18 protein-coding genes are annotated in these 20,054 nt (G+C 63.7%); 9 read left to right on the top strand and 9 right to left on the bottom strand.

Features of this window, described 5'->3' with window-relative positions; genetic code table 11:
* The first annotated feature begins 107 nt into the window (after positions 1–107).
* A complete protein-coding gene (locus ACIU1A_RS31200; protein ID WP_404926087.1) occupies positions 108–1,256 on the top strand; it encodes an acyl-CoA dehydrogenase family protein in 1,149 nt (382 codons plus the stop codon).
* A gap of 68 nt (positions 1,257–1,324) precedes the next feature.
* The gene (locus ACIU1A_RS31195; protein ID WP_404926086.1) at positions 1,325–1,720 is read left to right on the top strand and encodes a RidA family protein; all 396 of its coding nucleotides are present in this window, start codon (positions 1,325–1,327) and stop codon (positions 1,718–1,720) included.
* A gap of 90 nt (positions 1,721–1,810) precedes the next feature.
* Here the strand turns inward: ACIU1A_RS31195 and ACIU1A_RS31190 are convergent, their stop codons facing one another.
* Positions 1,811–2,905: an LLM class flavin-dependent oxidoreductase gene (locus tag ACIU1A_RS31190; RefSeq protein ID WP_404926085.1), complete on the bottom strand. Its 1,095-nt coding sequence runs from the start codon at positions 2,903–2,905 to the stop codon at positions 1,811–1,813.
* 125 nt (positions 2,906–3,030) lie between these two features.
* Between ACIU1A_RS31190 and ACIU1A_RS31185 the strand changes: the two genes are divergently transcribed.
* The 4 genes from ACIU1A_RS31185 (at position 3,031) to ACIU1A_RS31170 (ending at position 7,205) form a co-directional block, all read left to right on the top strand.
* The gene (locus tag ACIU1A_RS31185; protein ID WP_404926084.1) at positions 3,031–3,807 is read left to right on the top strand and encodes an HpcH/HpaI aldolase/citrate lyase family protein; all 777 of its coding nucleotides are present in this window, start codon (positions 3,031–3,033) and stop codon (positions 3,805–3,807) included.
* Positions 3,808–4,246: 439 nt separating this feature from the next.
* The gene (locus ACIU1A_RS31180) at positions 4,247–5,044 is read left to right on the top strand and encodes an ABC transporter substrate-binding protein (protein ID WP_140496991.1); all 798 of its coding nucleotides are present in this window, start codon (positions 4,247–4,249) and stop codon (positions 5,042–5,044) included.
* 158 nt (positions 5,045–5,202) lie between these two features.
* The gene (locus tag ACIU1A_RS31175; protein ID WP_140496993.1) at positions 5,203–5,877 is read left to right on the top strand and encodes an amino acid ABC transporter permease; all 675 of its coding nucleotides are present in this window, start codon (positions 5,203–5,205) and stop codon (positions 5,875–5,877) included.
* 47 nt (positions 5,878–5,924) lie between these two features.
* The gene (locus ACIU1A_RS31170; protein WP_404926083.1) at positions 5,925–7,205 is read left to right on the top strand and encodes a cysteine desulfurase-like protein; all 1,281 of its coding nucleotides are present in this window, start codon (positions 5,925–5,927) and stop codon (positions 7,203–7,205) included.
* Positions 7,206–7,323: 118 nt separating this feature from the next.
* Here ACIU1A_RS31170 and ACIU1A_RS31165 read toward each other — a convergent pair whose 3' ends face one another.
* The 6 genes from ACIU1A_RS31165 to ACIU1A_RS31140 form a co-directional block, all read right to left on the bottom strand.
* Positions 7,324–8,154 carry a dipeptide ABC transporter ATP-binding protein gene (locus ACIU1A_RS31165; RefSeq protein WP_140556803.1) on the bottom strand — a complete coding sequence of 277 codons (831 nt, stop codon included), beginning with the start codon at positions 8,152–8,154 and terminating at the stop codon, positions 7,324–7,326.
* Positions 8,151–9,008, bottom strand: a complete 858-nt coding sequence (locus tag ACIU1A_RS31160) for an ABC transporter ATP-binding protein (RefSeq protein ID WP_140497000.1) — start codon at positions 9,006–9,008, stop codon at positions 8,151–8,153. The genes ACIU1A_RS31165 and ACIU1A_RS31160 overlap by 4 nt, the downstream gene beginning before the upstream one ends.
* A 2-nt stretch (positions 9,009–9,010) precedes the next feature.
* Positions 9,011–9,865 (bottom strand): ABC transporter permease subunit, encoded by an 855-nt coding sequence (locus tag ACIU1A_RS31155; RefSeq protein ID WP_181171799.1) that lies wholly within the window; start codon positions 9,863–9,865, stop codon positions 9,011–9,013.
* 70 nt (positions 9,866–9,935) lie between these two features.
* Positions 9,936–10,943 (bottom strand): ABC transporter permease subunit, encoded by a 1,008-nt coding sequence (locus tag ACIU1A_RS31150; RefSeq protein ID WP_140497004.1) that lies wholly within the window; start codon positions 10,941–10,943, stop codon positions 9,936–9,938.
* A 48-nt stretch (positions 10,944–10,991) separates the two neighbouring features.
* The gene (locus ACIU1A_RS31145; protein ID WP_140497006.1) at positions 10,992–12,584 is read right to left on the bottom strand and encodes an ABC transporter substrate-binding protein; all 1,593 of its coding nucleotides are present in this window, start codon (positions 12,582–12,584) and stop codon (positions 10,992–10,994) included.
* 210 nt (positions 12,585–12,794) lie between these two features.
* Positions 12,795–13,334 (bottom strand): hypothetical protein, encoded by a 540-nt coding sequence (locus tag ACIU1A_RS31140; RefSeq protein ID WP_404926082.1) that lies wholly within the window; start codon positions 13,332–13,334, stop codon positions 12,795–12,797.
* A 169-nt stretch (positions 13,335–13,503) separates the two neighbouring features.
* On the opposite strand from ACIU1A_RS31140, the gene ACIU1A_RS31135 reads away from it, so the two are divergent.
* Both ACIU1A_RS31135 and ACIU1A_RS31130 read left to right on the top strand, forming a co-directional pair.
* Positions 13,504–15,135 (top strand): long-chain-fatty-acid--CoA ligase, encoded by a 1,632-nt coding sequence (locus tag ACIU1A_RS31135; RefSeq protein ID WP_404928042.1) that lies wholly within the window; start codon positions 13,504–13,506, stop codon positions 15,133–15,135.
* A gap of 8 nt (positions 15,136–15,143) precedes the next feature.
* Positions 15,144–15,890 carry a methyltransferase gene (locus ACIU1A_RS31130; RefSeq protein WP_181175315.1) on the top strand — a complete coding sequence of 249 codons (747 nt, stop codon included), beginning with the start codon at positions 15,144–15,146 and terminating at the stop codon, positions 15,888–15,890.
* Here the strand turns inward: ACIU1A_RS31130 and ACIU1A_RS31125 are convergent.
* Both ACIU1A_RS31125 and pgi read right to left on the bottom strand, forming a co-directional pair.
* Positions 15,864–16,586 (bottom strand): HAD family hydrolase, encoded by a 723-nt coding sequence (locus ACIU1A_RS31125; protein ID WP_140497010.1) that lies wholly within the window; start codon positions 16,584–16,586, stop codon positions 15,864–15,866. The genes ACIU1A_RS31130 and ACIU1A_RS31125 overlap by 27 nt on opposite strands.
* Before the next feature lie 5 nt (positions 16,587–16,591).
* Positions 16,592–18,235: a glucose-6-phosphate isomerase gene (pgi, locus tag ACIU1A_RS31120; RefSeq protein ID WP_404926081.1), complete on the bottom strand. Its 1,644-nt coding sequence runs from the start codon at positions 18,233–18,235 to the stop codon at positions 16,592–16,594.
* Positions 18,236–18,495: 260 nt separating this feature from the next.
* On the opposite strand from pgi, the gene ACIU1A_RS31115 reads away from it, so the two are divergent.
* Positions 18,496–19,989 carry a PLP-dependent aminotransferase family protein gene (locus tag ACIU1A_RS31115; protein WP_140497014.1) on the top strand — a complete coding sequence of 498 codons (1,494 nt, stop codon included), beginning with the start codon at positions 18,496–18,498 and terminating at the stop codon, positions 19,987–19,989.
* Positions 19,990–20,054 lie beyond the last annotated feature (65 nt).

Below are 20,054 nucleotides of genomic sequence, written 5' to 3'. Positions count from 1 at the left end.
CGCGAAAGCCGAGATGAGGATCGATCTCCCCCTTAGAGGGGGAGATGTCCGGCAGGACAGAGGGGGGCGCCGTAGAGCACGGACTCTGGAGAATAGCGGAGGCAGAAATGCCTGACCGCTCCTTCCTCGACTGGCCGTTCTTCGAAGACCGTCATCGCGAACTGGCCGGGCACCTCGAGGCATGGTGCGCGAAGAACCTGCCCGTCGATCACCATGACGTCGACACTGCCTGCCGCGAGCTGGTGCAAAAACTCGGCCGGGACGGCTGGCTGAAGCCGACGGCGCTCGACACCGACAATCCGGGACCGCTCGACGTGCGCACCTTGTGCATCACGCGCGAGACGCTGGCGCGGCATGACGGGCTCGCGGATTTCGCCTTCGCCATGCAAGGGCTCGGCACCGGAGCGCTCAGCCTGTTCGGCACGCCGGAACAGCAGCAATGGCTGGCGAAGACGCGCGCCGGCAAGGTCATTTCCGCCTTTGCGCTGTCGGAACCGCGCTCGGGATCGGATGTCGCCAATATGGAGATGACCGCGACCCGCGATGGCGACAGCTATGTTCTGTCGGGCGAAAAGACCTGGATCTCCAATGGCGGCATCGCCGATCTCTATGTCGTCTTCGCCCGCACAGGCGAGGCACCCGGCGCCAAGGGGCTATCAGCCTTCATCGTGCCGGGGGATAGCAAGGGCCTCGACATCGCGGAGCGCCTGGAAGTCATAGCGCCGCATCCGCTGGCACGACTGTCTTTCGATCAGGTCCGCCTGCCGGCCGCCGCACTGATCGGCAAACCGGGCGACGGCTTTCGCATCGCCATGTCGGTGCTCGACGTGTTCCGCTCGACCGTCGGCGCGGCGGCACTCGGCTTTGCACGCCGCGCGCTCGATGAAAGCATCAAGCGGGTGGCCGAACGCAAGCTGTTCGGCGCGCCGATGGCCGAGCTGCAGATGGTGCAGGGCCATATCGCCGACATGGCGCTCGACGTCGATGGCGCGGCGCTTTTGGTCTACCGCGCCGCCTGGACCAAGGACATGGGCGCGGCGCGGGTGACGCGCGAGGCGGCGATGGCCAAACTGTTCGCCACGGACAAGGCGCAACAGGTGATCGATAAAGCGGTGCAACTGCATGGCGGCGACGGCGTCCGCAAGGGTCATGTCGTCGAAAGCCTGTATCGCGAGATCCGCGCGCTGCGCATCTACGAGGGTGCTTCCGACGTGCAGAAGGTGGTGATCGCGCGTCAGGTGATGGGCGCTGCCTGAACAGGGCGCGTCGTCGAACTGGACTGTTTTCGAACGCGGATATTGCGGACCGATATTGGAGAGTTGAAATGCACGAGATCCTGCAGCCGGAAGGCTGGGCAAAACCGGTCGGCTATGCCAATGGCGTTGCAGCGCGCGGCAGGCTCGTGTTCGTCGGCGGACAGGTCGGCTGGAATGGCCAGTGCCAGTTCGAGACCGACGATTTCGTCGGCCAGGTGCGGCAGACGCTTCAGAACATCGTGGCTGTTCTGGCGGAGGCCGGCGCGGAGCCACGGCACATCACGTCGATGACATGGTATTTCACCGACAAGAGCGAATATCTGGCCAATCTCAGGGGCATAGGCGAGGCCTATCGCGAGGTGATCGGCCGGCATTTCCCGGCGATGGCCGCGATGCAGGTGATGGCGCTGGTCGAGGACCGCGCCAAGGTGGAGATCCAAGCCACCGCGGTTATTCCGGAATAATCGGCCGTCGCCCGTCATCCTGGGGCGCAGCAAGGGCGTAGCGATACGGCGCAGACCCCAGGATGAGAAATCAGGAAGGCATCGGCCAGACTATTTTCCGCGAAGGCCGGCCCGCTCCAGCAGCGGCAGCACGTGATCGCAGAAATAGGGGAGTTCCTGCGTGTAGTTGACGAAGGACAGCGCAATGCCCTGGTAGCCATGCCCGGCAATGGCGACCATATCGGCGGCGATCGTTTCGGGCGTTCCGACCAAGGGATAGGTGCCGGCGCCGCCGGCGAAACGCTGGCGGTAGCGGTCATAGGCATACGGGTCGTGCGACCGCGAGAACTCCTTCTTGCCGGCCATATGGGCATCGACCGCCTCACGGTCGGCCAGATCGACGGCATAGCGCGTGTAATAGGCCTGCGCCTCCTCCATCGTCGGCCGGCAGACGACATGCGCCACGGTGTAGACGCCGACCTCGCGGCCAGCCTTGTCGGCCCGCTCGCTGATATCGGCGACATGTTTGCCGGCATCGGCCATCTCGGAAAAGGTCGTGAACAGATAGTCGCATCTGGCGGCAGCGAAATCGCGGCCCGGACCGCCGAAAGCCGCATTCATCGTCACCGGTCGCGGAACTTGCAGGCTGGCCGGCCGGCTCACGGCTTCCTTGAGACGATAATAAGTGCCCTCATAGTCGAGAGGTTCAGCCGACGCATAAAGCCTTTCCAAAATTTCGATCCATTCGGCGGCCTGATCATACCCCTTCTCGACCAGCGGCGTGCCGAACATGCCGAATTCCTTCGGGTTCCAGCCGCAGACGATGTTGAGGCCGGCACGGCCCTGGCTGATATGATCGACCGTCGCCAGCGCCTTGGCAGCGTACAGCGGATGCACGAGCGGCACATGCACGGTCATGAACAGCCCGATCTGCTCGGTGGCCACACTGAGCGCCGCCGCCCAGGTGAAGGTCTCGAACGACCATTCGCGCACCTTGTTGCGGCCGCCAAAGCCGCGCCAGCGCGCGATCGGCAGCAGGAATTCCAGCCCCGCACGGTCGGCGATCTGCGCCGCCGTCAGATTGTCGTGCCAGCTTGCCGTCCAGCGTTCAGGCACATCCGATATGGCAAGGCCGCCGTCGGCATTGGTCGAGAAGACGCCGAGCTTCAGTCTGTTTGGGCCGTGCAGGGGATGCGCTTTGATCATGTCCGGAACTCGCGGCGGGAGATCGACACGCTAGGCCCGCGCGAAAATATTTCAAGCCTGAAATAGCTTCGCCTCGCCGCTGTTTGCGGATATGAATTCCGGCACGACAACAAGGGGATGGAACGATGAGCGGGTTTCGCCACAAATGCATCTGTAGGGAAAGCCTCGTCGGTTCCTTTGCCGCCATTCCGCATCCCGTTGCGGTCGAGGTGATGGCGCAGTCCGGTCTCGATTTCCTCTGCATCGATTGGGAACATGCCCAAATTTCGCGCGACATGATCGAGGCGATGGTGCGCGCGGCCGACATCCATCGCGTGCCGGCCATTGTGCGCGTGCCCGGCCATGCACCGGAAGCGATCGCCGCGGCATTGGACAGCGGCGCGCAAGGCGTGCTCGTCCCGCGCGTCTCGACCGCCGCCCAGGCGCAGGCGGCGGTGAAGGCCTCGCGTTATCCGCCGACCGGCGAGCGCGGCGTCGGGCCCGGACGGGCCGCCGGCTATGGCTACCGCATCTCCGAATATCTCGCTCAAGCCAATGACAGCATCGTCGTGGCGGTTCAGGTCGAGACATCGGAAGGGCTGGCCAATATCGAGGCGATCGCCGCCGTCGAGGGCGTCGACGTGATTTTCGTCGGGCCCGGCGATCTCTCCGTATCGATCGATGCGATCGGCCCGAAAGGCGCCGACAAGCTCGCGCAAGCGATCCGCAGGATCATCGATGCGACAATCGCGCATGGCAGGACATCCGGGATCTTCTGCGCGAAGCCGCAGGATGTCGCCCGATGGGCAGCACTCGGCGCCAGTTTCTTCATCCTGGCCAGCGACACGATGCTTCTGGGGGCTGGCGCTGCTGCCGGCAAAGCCAGCGCGGATGCCGAACTGGGCAGGAGCGGCCGCAGCTAGCGCTATCGAAAGGTATGCCAGGCGCCGCCGCCGCCAGCTTTTTAAGCTTAAAACTTTTGCCTTGAAAACTGCCGCGGTTTGGATAAGCATTCCTCGATCGATGGCGACTGCCGTTCCGGACGGGCTTGCCGGATATCCATCGTGGTGCATCGGGTGGGATCAAAGGGTTTCAGTCCTTGTCGTTCATGCTGCCCCCAGTCATCCTCCGACACGCGCCATGCGTGCGATGGCGTGCGCGCGCCAGATCCGCGATCCGCATACCGAGAGCATCGCCAACCTTGCCTTCCCGCCCATGTGCGTCTGCCGCGACCGGACAGCGCCCGACCGTATGGCGGCGAGCATGAATTGACGCCCCGCTGGGAGGTGGGGCGGCAAGAAACCGTGCGGGCATCAGCCCGCCCGATCAACAACCAGAGGGAACACCCCAGAGGGACCAACAATGAGCCTGACCCGTCGCAATCTCATCCTTCTCGCGGCCGCCATCGGCATCGCCGCCGGACCGGCAACCGCCTATGCCGCCGATGTGCTCAATGTCGGCGCCTACCCGACCAACCCTCCGTTCGAGTACAAGAACGAGAGCGGCACTTTCGAGGGCTTTGAAGTCGACATCGTCAACGAAGCGGCAAAGCGCGTCGGCATGACCACCGACATCGCCGATCTCGGCTTCCAGGCGCTGTTCGCCGCCACCACCTCGAAGCGCATCGATGTCGCCATCTCGTCGATCACCATCACGCCGGAGCGGCTGAAGTCGCAGTCGTTCACGCAGCCTTACTATGATTCCGACATGGGCATCGCCACCAAGACCGACAGCCCGATCAAGGCCGAGGCCGACCTCAAGGGCAAGATCGTCGGCGTGCTGTCCGGCTCGACCGGCGAGACCTGGGTCAAGGCGCATCAGGAGGCCGATGGCCTCAGCGACGTAAAGGGCTATGACACACAGCAGAACCTTTTGCTCGACCTCAGCGCCGGGCGCATCGACGCGGCTGTCAGCGACATTCCGGGCATGCAGTACTCCTTCACCAAGATGAAGGATCTCACCGTCAAGGAACGCATCAAGACCGGCGAACAGTACGGGCTGATGATGACCAAGGACCACCCGCTGCTCGGCAAGCTCAACGACGCGCTGACGGCAATGAAGAAGGACGGCACGCTGGCCGCGATCCACAAGAAGTGGTTCGGCAGCGACGCGCCCGCCGATTCCTCGACCGCCAAGGAAATGCCGGTGCCGAAGGCCTGAGCGGCGGCCGCCAAGGAGAACGTGCCGGCTCGAAAGGCCGGCACGTTCCGTTTGATACATAGTCTCCCGGAACCAGCGCGGCGCGGCAAAACCGCTTTCGCTGTTCCGGACCTCTGCTCCGGCGTCAAGGGACGCCAAACGGTTCGGGAAAGCCTCCCATGTCGCTGCTCGATACCTTCTTCAACGCCGACGTCATCGCGTCCAGTCTGCCGGCGCTGCTGCGCGGCTTTCTCAACACGCTGCTGCTCGGCCTGCTCAGCATCGGCATCGGCATCCCCATCGGCCTGGTGATCAGCCTGTTGCGGCTTTATGCGCCGAAGCCGCTCAGATGGCTGGCGGTCGGCTACACCGACATCTTCCGCGCGCTGCCGGTGCTGGTGGTGCTGATCCTGATCTACTATGCGCTGCCCTTCCTCGGCATCCGCCTGTCGTCCTGGGCTTCCGCCGTGACGGCCTTCGCCATCATCATGTCGGCCTATTCGGCGGAAGTGTTCCGCTCCGGCATCGAAAGCATTCCGCGCGGCCAGTTCGAGGCGTCGCAGGCGCTCGGCCTGCCGTTCCTTTTGACCTTGCGCAAGGTGGTGCTGCCGCAGGCGGTGCGCGTCGTCATCCCGCCGATGACCAGCAACTGCGTCTCGATGTTCAAGGACACCTCGCTCGCCTCCACCGTGGCGCTGCCGGAACTCCTGAAGGAAGCGACCAATGCACAGTCGCTCTACGCCAATCCCTCGCCGCTGATCGGCGCAGCGCTGGTCTATCTCATCTTCCTGTGGCCGATGGTTCGCCTCGTCAGCCTGCTTGAAGACCGTTTCAAAACCGAGAAGACGCGCTGACCGCGCCTACAATTTCCCCTCTACCGAGCACTTCGCAGGAGACGACCATGAACAAGCATCAAGCCGCCAATGCGACCGGCACTTCCGGCGCGTTTCCTGTTGAACGAATCCGGGCGATGTTCCCGGCCTTGCAGCGGGCAGGCGACTTCATCTTCCTGGACAACGCCGCCGGCGCGCAGATTCCGCAGAGCGTGCTCGATGCGGTGACCAACCATCTGGTATCGCACAATGTGCAGCGCGGCGGCCGCTATGGCCGCAGCGTCACTGTCGATCAGTCGGTCGCCGATGCGCGGACAAGCGTGGCACTGCTGATCAATGCCTACAGCCCATCCGAGATCTGCTTCGGCATGAACGCCACCTCGTTCATCCGCCTGGTCAGCCTCGGCATCGGCCAGATGCTTGGAGAGCGCGACGAGATCGTCGTCACCGACATGGACCACGACGCCAACATCGCGACATGGCTGGCGCTCGAATCCGCCGGCGCCAAGTTCAAATGGTGGCGCATGCGCGAGGACGGCAATCTGCATGTCGACGATCTGCGCCCGCTGGTTTCAGAACGCACCCGGCTTGTCGCCTGCACGGTGACGGCGCATTCCATCGGCTCGATCGTCGACGTGGCTTCGGTGGCAGGGATCGCGCACGCCGCCGGCGCCGAAGTGTTCCTCGACTGCGTGCATTACGGGCCGCATGGGCTGATCGATGTACAGGCCTGGGATTGCGACTATCTCGTCTGTTCCGGCTACAAGAATTTCTCGCCGCATATGGGTTTCCTGTGGGGCCGCTTCGAAACGCTGAAGCGACTGCCGACCTTCCGCGAGGACTTCATCCCCGACGAGCCGCCCTACAAGGTCGAGGCCGGCACCTTCATTTACGAGAACGTGTCGGGCATGGATGCGGCCGTGCAGTATCTCGAGCTCATCGGCCGCAATCTTGCTCCGTCCAACAACCGCTCGCGGCGCGAAAACATCGTCGCCGGCATGGGCGCCATCCGCGACTACGAGCTGGTGCTGGCGCGCGAGATGCTGGCTGTGCTGAAGAGCTGCGGGGCAACGATCTACGGCGTTTCCGAGGAGGCCCGGATCAACGAACGCGTGCCGACCTTCTGTTTCAACATCGGCAAATTGTCGCCGCAGCGGATCGTTGAGGAAATGGCCGAATTGCAGATCGGCATCCGCGACGGCCACATGTACGCCCCGCGCCTGATGAAGCGCCTTAACCTGTCGATGGACAGCGGCGCCATCCGCGCCTCGCTGGTGCACTACAATACGGTAGACGAGGTCAGGCGTTTCGGTGAAGCGCTGCGGGCTGTCATCGCGAAGCTGTCGTAAGCGCTCGACCCTTTTCGCGAGAGAAACCGGAGGCTTGACTGCCTCCGTTTCGTCATCCACGGGCGGAGCAAGGAGCGGAGCGACGCGGCGCAGACCCGAGGATGACGACCACCGCGGCTTAAGCCGCTTTCTTCTTCGCCAGCCTCGCCTTGATGCTGGCGACGTCGGCGCGCGGCGTGGCGGCGAACAGGGTCCTGGTGTAGCTGTGCTTGGGGTCTGAAAAGACCTCGTCGCGCGAGCCGTATTCGACCGCCTCGCCGAAATACATCACCATCACATCGTCGGCGATGTAGCGCACCACGGAGAGGTCGTGGCTGATGAAGACATAGGTCAGCTGGAACTCGTCCTGTAGGTCGGCGAGCAGGTTGAGCACCTGCGCCTGCACCGAAAGATCGAGCGCCGAGACCGGCTCGTCCAGCACCAGAAGGCTCGGGTTCAGCATCAGCGCACGGGCGATGGCGATGCGCTGGCGCTGGCCGCCCGAGAACATGTGCGGATAGCGGTTGTAGTGCTCGTGACCGAGGCCGACCTTCTTCAGCATCTTCATGGCGAGGTCGCGCCGCTCGGCGGCCGTCTTGTCGGTGTTGATCAGCAGCGGTTCGCCCAGCACGTCGCCGATCTTCTGGCGCGGGTTGAGCGATCCGTAGGGGTTCTGGAAGACGATCTGCACCTTGCGGCGCATCTCCTTGGTCAATCCGCCCCTGGCGATGTCGACCTTGTTGCCGTCGATGAACAGCTCGCCCGATGTCGCCGGATCGATGAGCGTGATGATGCGGGCGAGCGTGGACTTGCCGCAGCCGCTTTCGCCGACGATGGCGAGCGTCTTGCCCTTGTCCACGGTGAACGAGACGCCCTTGACCGCGTGCACCGTGCGCGGCCCGCTGAACAGGCCGCCGCCGATATGGTAGTCGCGAACGATGTTCTTGCCTTCGAGGACGGTGGTGCTCATGCGGAGGCTCCCGCGGCTGAGGGCGCCGGCTCGAACAGCATGTCGGAAACGGTCGGCAGCCGGTCGCCGACCGCGTTCTCCGGCAGCGCCGACAGCAGCGCGCGCGTGTAGTTGCTTTTCGGGCTCTCGAACAGCGACAGCACGTCGGCCTCTTCCATCTTGCGGCCCTTGTACTGGACGATGACGCGGTCGGCTGTCTCGGCCACCACGCCCATATTGTGGGTGATCATGATCAGGCCCATGCCGTATTTGGCCTGCAGCGAAACCAGGAGATCAAGGATCTGCTTCTGGATGGTGACATCGAGCGCGGTGGTCGGCTCGTCCGCGATCAAGAGCTTCGGATTGCAGGCGATGGCGATGGCGATCATGACGCGCTGGCACTGGCCGCCCGACATCTGGTGCGGAAACGAGCTCAGCCGTTCTTCCGGATCGGCAATGCCGACGAGCTTCATCAATTCGATGGCGCGCGCGCGGCGCTGGGCGCGGTCCATGCCCATGTGGAAGCGCAGCACCTCCTCGATCTGGAAGCCGACGGTGAAGCACGGGTTGAGGCTGGCGATCGGCTCCTGGAAGATCATGGAGATATCCTTGCCGACGATCTTGCGCCGCTCGGACGGGCTGAGCTTCAGAAGATCGACGCCGTCGAAGGCCATGCGGTCGGCCTTGACGGTCGCGGTGTTGGGCAGCAGCCCCATCACCGCCAGCATCGCCACCGATTTGCCGGAACCGGATTCGCCGACGATCGCCAGCACCTCGCGCGGCTCGATCGACAGGTCGATGCCCTGCACGGCCATGAACGGACCGGCGGCGGTGTCGAAGGAAACGGTGAGATTCTTGATCTCGAGCAGGGACATGCTCACGACCTCTTCAGCTTGGGGTCGAGCGCGTCGCGCAGGCCGTCGCCGATCAGGTTGATGGCAAAGACGGTGATCAGGATGGCAAGGCCCGGGAAGGTCACCACCCACCAGGCGCGCAGGATGAACTCGCGTGCTTCGGCCAGCATCGTGCCCCATTCCGGGGTCGGCGGCTGCGCGCCCATGCCGAGGAAGCCCAGCGCCGCGGCCTCGAGAATGGCGTTGGAGAAGGACAGCGTCGCCTGCACGATCAGCGGCGCGATGCAGTTGGGAAGGATGGTGACCAGCATCAGCCTGAGATGGCTGGCGCCGGCGACCTTGGCCGAGATGACGTATTCGCGGTTCTTTTCCGCCATCACGGCGGCGCGGGTGAGGCGGGCGAAGTGCGGCTGCAGAACGAAGGCGATGGCGATCATGGCGTTGACGAGGCCCGGGCCAAGCACGGCGACCAGAACCAGGGCCAGCAGAAGCGACGGGAAGGCCAGGATGATGTCCATGATGCGCATGATGAGCGTATCCACCCAGCCGCGGCAGTAACCGGCAAGCAGGCCGAGGATGACGCCGGAGATCAGCGCCGTGGTGACGACGACGAAGCCGATGGCGAGCGAGAAGCGCGAGCCGTAGATCAGGCGCGAGAGAATGTCGCGGCCGACGGCGTCGGTGCCGAGCAGGAACTGGGCGTTGCCGCCCGCCTGCCAGGCCGGCGGCGTCAGGAAGAAGTCGCGGAACTGGTCGTCGGGCGAATGCGGGGCGAGCAGCGGCGCGAAGACGGCGATCAGGATCAGCAGCGCGAAGACGAAGAGGCCGATCACCGCGCCCTTGTTGATCGAGAAATAGTGCCAGAACTCGGCGAACATCTGCAGCCGGGCGTCCTGCGGCCTGACGACGGTCGCGGCTTCGATTGTGGCAGGGCCTTCGTTGGTCATGTCAATTCGCCCGGATACGCGGGTTGATGACGGCATAGAGCACGTCGACGATGAGGTTCACCGACATGACGATGAGCGCGATCAAAAGCAACCCGCCTTGCACGGTGAAATAGTCGCGCTTGGAAATAGCGTCGATCATCCATTTGCCGATGCCTGGCCACGAAAAAATGCTCTCGGTCAGGATGGCGCCGGTCAGGAGCGTGCCGACCTGCAGGCCAATGGTGGTGACGACCGGGATCAGCGCATTGCGGAAAGCGTGCAGCCCGATGACGCGGCGAGGCGCCAGGCCCTTGGCGCGCGCGGTGCGCACATAATCCTCGCCGAGGACCTCGAGCATGGCCGACCGCGTCTGCCTGGCGATGACGGCAAGCGGAATGGTGCCGAGCACGATGGTGGGCAGGACGAGGTGCGACAGGGCCGAGCGGAATGCACCCTTCTGTCCGGAGATCAGGGAATCGATGGTCATGAAGCCGGTTACCGGCTTGAAGAAATAGAGAAGGTCGATGCGGCCGGAAACCGGTGTCCAGTGCAGCATGCCGGAGAACACGATGATCAGCAGCAGCCCCCACCAGAAGATCGGCATGGAATAGCCTGCCAGCGCCGTTCCCATGGTCAGTTGGTCGAACCAGGAGCCGCGGCGGATCGCGGCGAAGATGCCGAAGGCGACGCCGATGACGATGGCGAAGATCATGGCGAAGATGGCAAGTTCGACCGTCGCCGGGAACCGCACCAGGAAATCCTTGAGCACCGGCGTCTTGGTGGAAAACGAGGTGCCGAAATCACCGCTGAGGATATTGGCCAGATAGGTCAGGTACTGTCGCCAGATCGGCAGGTCGAAGCCGAACTGGTGCATCAGCGCAGCGTGACGTTCGGGCGACAGGCCGCGTTCGCCCGCGAGCACCAGCACCGGATCACCGGGCAGGATGCGCACGAAGCCGAAGGCGAGGATGGTTATCCCGATGAAGGTCGGGACGATGAGGGCGAGCTTGCCGAGGATATAACGCAGCATGGCGGGCGAGGTGGGACGGCGCTGTGGCGCCGCCCCGTTTCGCGAACCTTATTCGGCGATATCGACGCCGTCGAAGCGATGGATGCCGAGCGGATCCATCGCAAAGCCGGAGACGGTCTTCTGCATCGGCATGAACACCTTGGAGTGTGCGAGCGTCGCCCACGGTGCCTGTTCCTTGAAGATGACCTGCGCCTGTTCGTAGAGCTTGGTGCGCTCGGCCTGGTCGGAAACCGTCTTGGCCTTGTTGATGAGCGCATCGAAGTCCTTGTTGCACCATTCCGCGCGGTTGTTCGAACCGACGGAAGCGCAGCTCAAGAGCACACCGAGGAAGTTGTCCGGATCGCCATTGTCACCGGTCCAGCCGACGATGACGGCGCCGTCGTGATCGACCGCCGAAGCGCGCTTGAGGTATTCACCCCAATCGTAGCTGACGATGTTGACTGTGACGCCGACCTTGGCGAAGTCGGCCTGGATCAGCTCGGCGGTGCGGCGCGCGTTCGGCATGTAGGGGCGCGACACAGGCATGGCCCAGACATTCATCTTGAGGTCCTTGACGCCGGCCTCTTCGAGCATCTTCTTGGCCGCATCCGGATCGTACGGATCGTCCTTCACGTCCTTGTTGTAGGACCACATGGTCGGCGGGATCGGGTTGACGGCCACCTGGCCGGCGCCCTGGAAGACCGCGTCGATGATAGCCTTCTTGTTGATGGCCATGTTGAGCGCCTTGCGCACGCGCACGTCGTCGAACGGCTTCTGCTGGGTGTTGTACATCAGCGCACCGACATTGAGGCCTTCCTGCTCGTCGACCTTCAGGTTCGGATCGGCCTGCAGGCCGGCGATGTCGGCCGGCGCCGGGTAGGACATGATGTTGCATTCGCCGGCCTTCAGCTTCTGCGCACGGACCGCCGGATCGGTGGTGATGGCGAAGACAAGGTCGTCGATCTTCTGCTTGCCGCCCCAATAGTCGGGGTTGGCCTTGTAGCGGATGGCAGCGTCGGTCTGGTAATCGACGAAGATGAACGGGCCGGTGCCAATCGGCTTCTGGTTGAACAGTTCAGGCGTCTTGTCCGCCTGCAGCTTGTCGGCATATTCCTTGGAAACGATTGAGGCGAAGTCCATGCCCAGCGTCGGGATCAAAGTGATCGCCGGCTCCTTGAGGGTGAACTTCACCGTCAGGTCGTCGACCTTCTCGACCTTGGTGATGTTGTCGCCGAACTGGTCATTGTAATACTGGTAGGCAATGCCCGGTATGTACTGGAACCAGGGGCCGTTCTTGTCGACCTGACGCTGGAACGAGAACACCACGTCGTCGGCGTTGAAGTCGCGCGTCGGGGTGAAATAGTCGGTAGCGGCGAACTTCACACCCTTGCGAAGCTTGAACGTGTATTCCTTGCCATCGTCGGAAATGGACCAGCTTTCGGCCAGGCCCGGCGAGACCGTTGTCTTGCCATGATCGAATTCGACGAGGCGGTTGAAGACCGTACGCGAAGACGCATCGAACGTCTGTCCCGCGGTGTAGGGCGCCGGGTCAAAGCCTTCCGGCGAAGCTTCGGCGCAGTAGACCAAGGTTTTTGCGTTGGCCACGCCGCCCAGGACGCTTGCAGCCAGCAACGCGGCTGCAAAAGTCAGTTTCTTCCTCATTGAGCACTCCCTGATGTTTTTCCAAGCCCCTCTATCAGGCTCGCGAAGCGCGCATATAAGCACCGTTTCTCCGGCTTTGGAACACCCAGTTTGCCTACCCCATGGTAAGCGGGAAAAAAATCCTCCTCTCCGCAAAAAAATGGGAAAATTCAGTATTTTTTTCTATTCACAACATTATTAACGACCGCATTTTTTTATTGATCACCAATCTTACGAGATCAACGTCGCGCCCGCTTTCATATGACCGGGGATGCCGGACGATGCAGGGCCGCTGCGCCCGTGGCGGGAAAGATTTTCGGCGGCAAATCTTTCGACGGCTTGCCGCTGGGGCAAGGCTTGCACGCCCGCCGATAGAGGCCATACATAGACAAGGCACCGTCGGCAGCGGGGGACGCCTCTCTTAGCAGGACGCGAGCGCGGCAGGGGCGAACAAAACAGGGAGGGACGGTTGGCAAAAGCATCGAACAGGACGGCTCCGCCGAAGACGGCCAAGGCGACCCTGAAGCCGGCCGCGGGCGCCGACAAGCAGCCAACGCCCTCCGCCAAGAACGCAAAGGGCGCAAAGAGCACAAAGGCAAAGGTCGCAGGGAAACCTTCCGCCGGCAAGGCGGACGCTGTTGTCAAACCGGCCGCGAAGCCGGCGGCCAAAGCCGTCCCCGCAAAGACGTCGGCGAAGGCCGGAACTGCTAAAACCGGGACGACAAAGACCAGTTCGACCAAGGCCGGGACGACGAAGACTGGCGCGAGCAAGACCGGGGCGACCCGGACTAGCAAGACTGGGGCCGCACAAGCCGCATCCGTGGCCAAGCCGGCACCGGCGGCCTCGAGACCGGCGGCCGCCAAGCGATTGCCGAAAGCGCTCACCGCCCTTGCCGCAGGCTTGCCGGAAAAGCCCTGGCTGGAAAGCTACCCGAAGAACATGCCGGCCGAGATCGGCGCCCTGCCCTACAGCTCCATCGGCGATTTCCTCGTTGCCGCCTGCAAGCAATTTGCCGGCCAGCCGGCCTTCACCTGCATGGGCAAGTCGATCACCTATGCGGAACTCGAACGGCTTTCGGCGGCGTTCGGCGCCTACCTGCAATCGACCGGGTTGCCCAAAGGCGCACGCGTCGCCCTGATGATGCCGAACGTGCTGCAATATCCGGTGGCGATGATGGCGGTGGCGCGCGCCGGCTACACGGTGGTCAACGTCAACCCTCTCTACACGCCGCGCGAGCTGGAACACCAGCTCAAGGATTCCGGGGCACAAGCGATCATCATCCTGGAGAACTTCGCCAGCACCTTGCAAGCGGTGATCGCCAGGACGTCGGTCAAGCACGTCGTCGTCGCGGCCATGGGCGACATGCTCGGCGGGCTCAAGGGAAGCATCGTCAATCTGGTGGTGCGCCGCGTCAAGAAGATGGTGCCGGCCTGGTCATTGCCCGGCCATGTCAAGTTCAACGCGGCGCTGAAGGTGGGCAGCGGCATGGGTTTCAAGCCGGCCAAGGTGGCGGCCGACGATATCGCGTTCCTGCAATATACCGGCGGCACCACGGGAATCTCGAAGGGTGCTATCCTGCTGCACAGCAACGTGCTGGCCAATGTCGCGCAGAATTCGCTGTGGCTGCAGGACGCTTACACGGTCAAGCCAAAACCCGCCCATCTCAACCTCATCTGCGCACTGCCGCTCTATCATATCTTCGCGCTGACCGTGAATGCGCTGATGGGCATGCAAATGGGTGGACAGAACATACTGATCCCCAACCCGCGCGACATCCCCGGCTTCGTCAAGGAAATGGGCAAGTATCCGATCCATATCTTTCCAGGCCTCAACACGCTGTTCAACGCGCTGCTCAACAATGAGGATTTCCGCAAGCTCGACTTCAAGCCGCTGCTCCTGACGCTGGGCGGCGGCATGGCGGTGCAGAAGGGCGTCGCCGAGCGCTGGAAGGCGCTGACGGGCTGCCCGGTCAGTGAAGGCTACGGCCTGTCGGAGACGTCGCCCGTGGCAACGGCCAACAAGTTCAGCTCCGGCGAATTCACCGGCACGATCGGCCTGCCGCTGCCGTCTACCGAGATCGCCATCCGCGACGAGGAGGACAACAATTTGCCGCTCGGCGAGGTCGGCGAAATCTGCATCAAGGGGCCGCAGGTGATGGCGGGCTACTGGAACCGGCCTGACGAGACCGCCAAGGTGATGACCAAGGACGGCTTCTTCAAGTCGGGCGACATGGGCTTCATGGACGAGCGCGGCTACACCAAGATCGTCGACCGCAAGAAGGACATGATCCTCGTTTCCGGCTTCAACGTCTATCCGACCGAGCTCGAGGAAGTCGTGGCGCTGCATCCCGGCGTGCTCGAAGTGGCGGCAATCGGCGTGCCGGACGAGCATTCGGGCGAAGTGCCGAAACTGTTCATCGTCAAGAAGGACCAGGCGCTGACCGCCGAGGCCATCACCGCCTATTGCCGTGAGAACCTGACCGGCTACAAGCGGCCCAGATACATCGAATTCAGGACAGAACTGCCGAAGACGCCGGTCGGAAAGATCCTGCGGCGCGCATTGCGCGAATAGGAGCCGGCTTGGACCACGATCTTGCCGGCGACGATGCGCCGGACCGGCGCCAGCGCCTCGACCCGGCCGAGTTCATCAAGGCCAACATGCGCCTTGTCCCTGCGCCTGCGCTTCCAGAAATCCGGTTTTACACGGCGCACCCCAGCAGCGGATTGAGACGGCTCGTCGAGCCCGAAGGCGATGCGGAAGATGCACCGGAGCCACAACCGCCCTACTGGGCCTACGCATGGGCCGGCGGCACCGTGCTCGCGCGCTATGTCCTCGACCATCCGATGACCGTGGCGGGACGCCGCGTGCTCGACCTTGGTGCCGGTTCCGGCATTGTCGGCATCGCTGCCGCGAAGGCCGGGGCCCGCGAAGTGATCGCCGCCGAGATCGACCGAAACGGCGTCGCCGCGCTCGGTCTCAATGCAAAAGACAACGGCGTCACGATCTCGGTGATCTGCAAAGACATTACCACCGGTCCGCCACCGGCGGTCGACCTTGTGCTGGCCGGCGACGTGTTCTACGGACCCGATGTCGCCGAACGCATGATCCCCTTCCTCGACCGCTGCCTTGCCGATGGCGTCGAGGTCCTGATCGGCGACCCGCGCCGCGCCGATCTACCATTGTCGCGGCTCAGGCTGCTCGCCGAATATCAGGTGCCGGATTTCGGCGACGCGAAGGGCGCCGCAAGCAGGCCGAGCGGCGTCTTTTCCTTCGAAGCCGAGACGCCGCTAGCGACGAGATCAGATCGTCTCCTTGACCCGCGCTGAAAGGAAATCCGGCAGGTCGACAACCGAATCCAGGATCACGTCGGCAATTCCGGCCAGAGATTCACGCGTGCCGGTGCCCGAGAGCACGCCGACCGCCAGGCCGCAGCCGCCGGCACGCGCCATTTCGAGATCGTGGCGGTTATCGCCGATCATGGCGACCTGCGTCGGCTTCAGGCCGGTGAGATCGCAGAAGGCCTGGATCGTATCCGGCGCCGGCTTGGGATTGGCCACCGCGTCATAGCCGTAGGCGGCGTCGAACAGCTGCGCGACGCCGAGCGTCACCAGCGTTTTTTCCGCGCCGCTGGTCGAATCGTTGGTGGCGACGCCGAGCCGATAGGACCTTGCGTGCAAGGTGCCGAGCGTTTCGACGATGCCCGGCAGAGCCACCGCCATCGCCGAGCCCTGCACCGAGGTGATCTGGTTGAAGCGGGCGACGGCCAGCATCTGGTCTTCATCGGACAGGCGCGGAAACCACAATTCGACGACGTCGAGATTGGTGCCGGAGGCAAAGATGGAGTCGGGCTTGAAGCGCCTGTTGGCGAAATCGAAGCCCGCGGCCGCAAGCAGCCTGTCGGCCTTCCAGCGGTCGCCTTCGGAGGCGTCCATGGCCATGAAGTCGGCAACCCCGAGCCAGGTCGCATTGAAGTCGACAAGCGTTCCGTCCTTGTCGAACAATATTCCCTTGATGTCTGCCAACTCAGTCACTCCGAACCACGCAAATGGTGGATGTGTTCCACCAGGCCGGCGGTCGAGGCATCCCGCTTTGCGGCACTTTCCTTGCCTTCCACGACTGGCAGAAGGCCGGTGGCCAGTTCCTTGCCGAGCTCGACGCCCCATTGGTCGAAGGAGTTGATGTCGAACAGCGTTCCCTCGACGAAGACGCGGTGTTCGTAGAGAGCGATCAGGCGGCCGAGCGTGCGCGGGTCGAGCTTGCGATAAAGAATGGTCACCGAGGGCCGGTTGCCGGAGAAGACGCGGTGCGGGGCAATGCGATCGACATCGGCCGGCTTCATGCCCTTGGACAGCATCTGCGCGCGCGCTTCCTCCAGCGTGCGGCCCCTCATGAAGGCTTCCGACTGCGCCAGGCAGTTGGCGAGCAGCAGGTCGTGATGGTGCTTCAGCTCCGGCTCGTGGCCGTTCGCCGCGGCGAGGAATTCGACCGGAATGAAATCGGTTCCCTGGTGCAGGAGCTGGAAGAACGCATGCTGGCCGTTGGTGCCGGGCTCGCCCCAGACCAGCGGCCCGGTCGGCGTCGCCACGGGGCCGCCGTCCAGGGTGACGCTCTTGCCGTTCGATTCCATGTCGAGCTGCTGGAGATAGGCCGGCAGCCTGGACAGGCGCTGGTCATAGGGGATGACCGCGCGGGCCGGGTATTTGCAAACGACGCGATGCCACCAGCCGACAAGGCCAAGCAGCACCGGCAGGTTTTTGGCCAGCGGCGCTGTGCGGAAGTGTTCGTCCATTTCGTGCGCGCCATCGAGGAAGGCGCGGAAATCGCGTGGACCAATGGCGATCATCACGGGAAGGCCGATGGCGCCCCACACAGAATAGCGGCCGCCGACCCAATCCCAGAAGCCGAAGACGCGGTCCGGCTCGATGCCGAACTTCGCCACCAGGTCGAGTGCCGTCGAGACAGCGGCGAAGTGCTTGCCGATCGCTTCCTTGCCGAGCGCCTTTTGGACCCAGTCGCGCGCCGTCTGCGCATTGGTCATCGTTTCGACCGTGGTGAAGGTCTTGGAGGCGACGATAAAAAGCGTGCTCTCGGCGGAAAGGCCCTTCAGCGTGTCGTGGATATGGGCGCCGTCGATGTTGGAGACATAGTGCGCGCGCGGACCGTCATGATAGGGCGCCAGCGCCAACGTCGCCATGGCCGGGCCGAGATCGGAGCCGCCGATGCCGATATTGACGATGTCGGTGATCTTCTTGCCGGTGGCGCCTGTCGCCTTGCCGGAACGCACCGCGTCGGCGAAGGCGCCCATCGCGTCCAATACGGCGATGACCTCCGCCTTCACATCCTGCCCGTCGAGCACGATGCCCTTGCCGGTCAGGTTGCGCAGGGCGGTGTGCAGAACAGCGCGGCCCTCTGTAACGTTGATCTTCTTGCCGGCGAACATGGCGGCGCGGCGGCCTTCGAGATCGGCGGCGTCAGCCAGATTCTCCAGCAGGTCCATCGTGCGCGCATCGACGGCGCATTTCGACCAGTCGAGCAACAGGTCGCCGTCGCTGGCGGAGAACGTCTTGAACCGCTGCGGATCGGCGGCGAAGGCCTGGCGCATATCGCCGGCTGCCGCGGCGCGATGGTCGCGCAAGGCGGCAAGCTGTTTTTGGAAGGCTGACTGATCCACCGGCGGGCTCCTGGGACTGTTAAATTATCTTAGCAGACCGGATGTTTCCGGCGCGTGTCGTCGCGCCAAACTATTGAGCCGAATTCCGTCCGGTCAATACGCGGCGATGACGCACTGCGTTACACGGGATGCGAAGGCCGAAAGATCACTGGCATAAATCCCAAAGATCAGAAAAATTGATTGGCGCAACCCCTTGTGCCACCGTTACATTCGACTGGTCCAGCCAAACGAAAAAAGCTGGCCATCGAGGAACATTTCCCATGCCACAGCGCAACGACACGGCCATATGGTCCGGCCTGTTCCGGATTTCGGCCGAATCCGGCCAGACTTTGCAGGCACAGATCCGCCAGGCGATCGTGGCCGCCATTCTCGACCGCCAGATCGCCGCTTCCATGCCGCTTCCCTCATGCCGGATATTGGCAGAAAAACTCGGCGTGGCGCGCGGAACCGTGGTGCTGGCCTTCCAGCAACTGGTCGACCAGGGCTTCCTGGTGGCGCGCGAGCGGCGCGGCCATTTCGTCAATCCCGACGTTTTGGCGACGCCGGCCAAGCCGCACCAGAAGGCGCCCGACCAGGCCAACGAGATCGACTGGAAGGCACGCCGGCAGATCGCGGCCAGCGACATGCCGCCGCCGGCCAAGCACGAGAACTGGATCAAGTCGTCCTATCCCTTCGTCTATGGCCAGTTCGATCCGGCGCTGTTCCCGACCGCCGAGTGGCGCGAGTGCAACCGCATGGCGCTTGCCGTGCTGGAGATCCGCAACTGGGCCTCCGACATGGTCGATCGCGACGATCCGCTGCTGATCGAGCAGATCCAGGCGCGGCTGCTGCCCAGGCGCGGCATCTTCGCCAACCCCGACGAGATCATCGTCACGCTGGGCGCCCAGAACGCGCTCTACATGCTGGCGACGCTTTTGATGACCAAGGGCTCGAAGGTGGCGATGGAGGATCCGGGCTACCCCGACGCACGCTCGATCTTCCGGCTCGCCGGCGCCGACATCCAGCCGGTGCCGGTCGACCAGTCCGGCATCGTAACCTCTTCGATTCCCAACGATTCCGGCTTTGTCTTCGTCACGCCTAGCCATCATTGCCCGACCATGGTGCCGCTGTCGGCGGAGCGCCGGCAGGACCTTCTGGCGCGCGCCAACCGCTACAACCAGATCATCATCGAGGACGGCTATGACAGCCAGCTTCTGGACGAGGCGCCGCAGCAGGCCTTGAAGAGCCTCGACCGCTCGGGCCGCGTGATCTATGTCGGCTCGATGTCGAAGACGCTGGCTCCGGGCCTGCGGCTTGGCTACATCGTGGCCTCGGCTGGACTAATCGCCGAACTCAGGGCGCTGCGCCGCTTCATGCTGCGCCATCCGCCGGCCAACAACCAGCGCGCGGTCGCGCTGTTCCTGTCGCTCGGCCACCACGAGGCGCTGGTGCGGCGGCTGTCGAGCGCCTTCGACGAGCGGCGCAAGCGCCTGGTCCATGCGATTTCCGCTTTCCTGCCCGAGTGGCGTTCGACCGACTCGGCCGGCGGCACGTCGCTGTGGCTGGAGGGACCGCGCGGCACCGATTCCCGCGGACTGGCCGAGGCCGCCGCCTCGCGCAGCGTCATCATCGAGCCGGGCGACCGCTTCTTCGACCGCACCGAAAAGCCTTCGCGTTTCATGCGCTTGGGCATCTCCTCGATCGCGCTGCAGCATATCGAGCCCGGCATCCGCGAACTTGCAACCGCCGCGGGCCGCAGGCCGGCCGCCGCCTGATCACCTGGGCCTGACCACCTCCCGGGAGCCGCGCAACAGCGGCTCCTGCTTCTTTAGCACTGGCA

Origin of the sequence: Mesorhizobium maamorense (genome assembly GCF_044998965.1) — a bacterium.
GTDB lineage: Bacteria > Pseudomonadota > Alphaproteobacteria > Rhizobiales > Rhizobiaceae > Mesorhizobium.
The sequence above is the reverse complement of the archived record's forward strand: the minus strand, read 5'-3'. Positions and strand labels throughout refer to the sequence as shown.

Coding starts and splice junctions, on each gene's coding strand:
- ACIU1A_RS31180 (WP_140496991.1), top strand. CDS start 4,247: ATGAGCCTGACCCGTCGCAATCTCATCCTTCTCGCGGCCGCCATCGGC.
- ACIU1A_RS31145 (WP_140497006.1), bottom strand. CDS start 12,584: ATGAGGAAGAAACTGACTTTTGCAGCCGCGTTGCTGGCTGCAAGCGTC.
- ACIU1A_RS31185 (WP_404926084.1), top strand. CDS start 3,031: ATGAGCGGGTTTCGCCACAAATGCATCTGTAGGGAAAGCCTCGTCGGT.
- ACIU1A_RS31190 (WP_404926085.1), bottom strand. CDS start 2,905: ATGATCAAAGCGCATCCCCTGCACGGCCCAAACAGACTGAAGCTCGGC.
- ACIU1A_RS31115 (WP_140497014.1), top strand. CDS start 18,496: ATGCCACAGCGCAACGACACGGCCATATGGTCCGGCCTGTTCCGGATT.
- ACIU1A_RS31135 (WP_404928042.1), top strand. CDS start 13,504: ATGCCGGCCGAGATCGGCGCCCTGCCCTACAGCTCCATCGGCGATTTC.
- ACIU1A_RS31170 (WP_404926083.1), top strand. CDS start 5,925: ATGAACAAGCATCAAGCCGCCAATGCGACCGGCACTTCCGGCGCGTTT.
- ACIU1A_RS31175 (WP_140496993.1), top strand. CDS start 5,203: ATGTCGCTGCTCGATACCTTCTTCAACGCCGACGTCATCGCGTCCAGT.
- ACIU1A_RS31165 (WP_140556803.1), bottom strand. CDS start 8,154: ATGAGCACCACCGTCCTCGAAGGCAAGAACATCGTTCGCGACTACCAT.
- ACIU1A_RS31160 (WP_140497000.1), bottom strand. CDS start 9,008: ATGTCCCTGCTCGAGATCAAGAATCTCACCGTTTCCTTCGACACCGCC.
- ACIU1A_RS31155 (WP_181171799.1), bottom strand. CDS start 9,865: ATGTTCGCCGAGTTCTGGCACTATTTCTCGATCAACAAGGGCGCGGTG.
- ACIU1A_RS31195 (WP_404926086.1), top strand. CDS start 1,325: ATGCACGAGATCCTGCAGCCGGAAGGCTGGGCAAAACCGGTCGGCTAT.
- ACIU1A_RS31200 (WP_404926087.1), top strand. CDS start 108: ATGCCTGACCGCTCCTTCCTCGACTGGCCGTTCTTCGAAGACCGTCAT.
- ACIU1A_RS31150 (WP_140497004.1), bottom strand. CDS start 10,943: ATGCTGCGTTATATCCTCGGCAAGCTCGCCCTCATCGTCCCGACCTTC.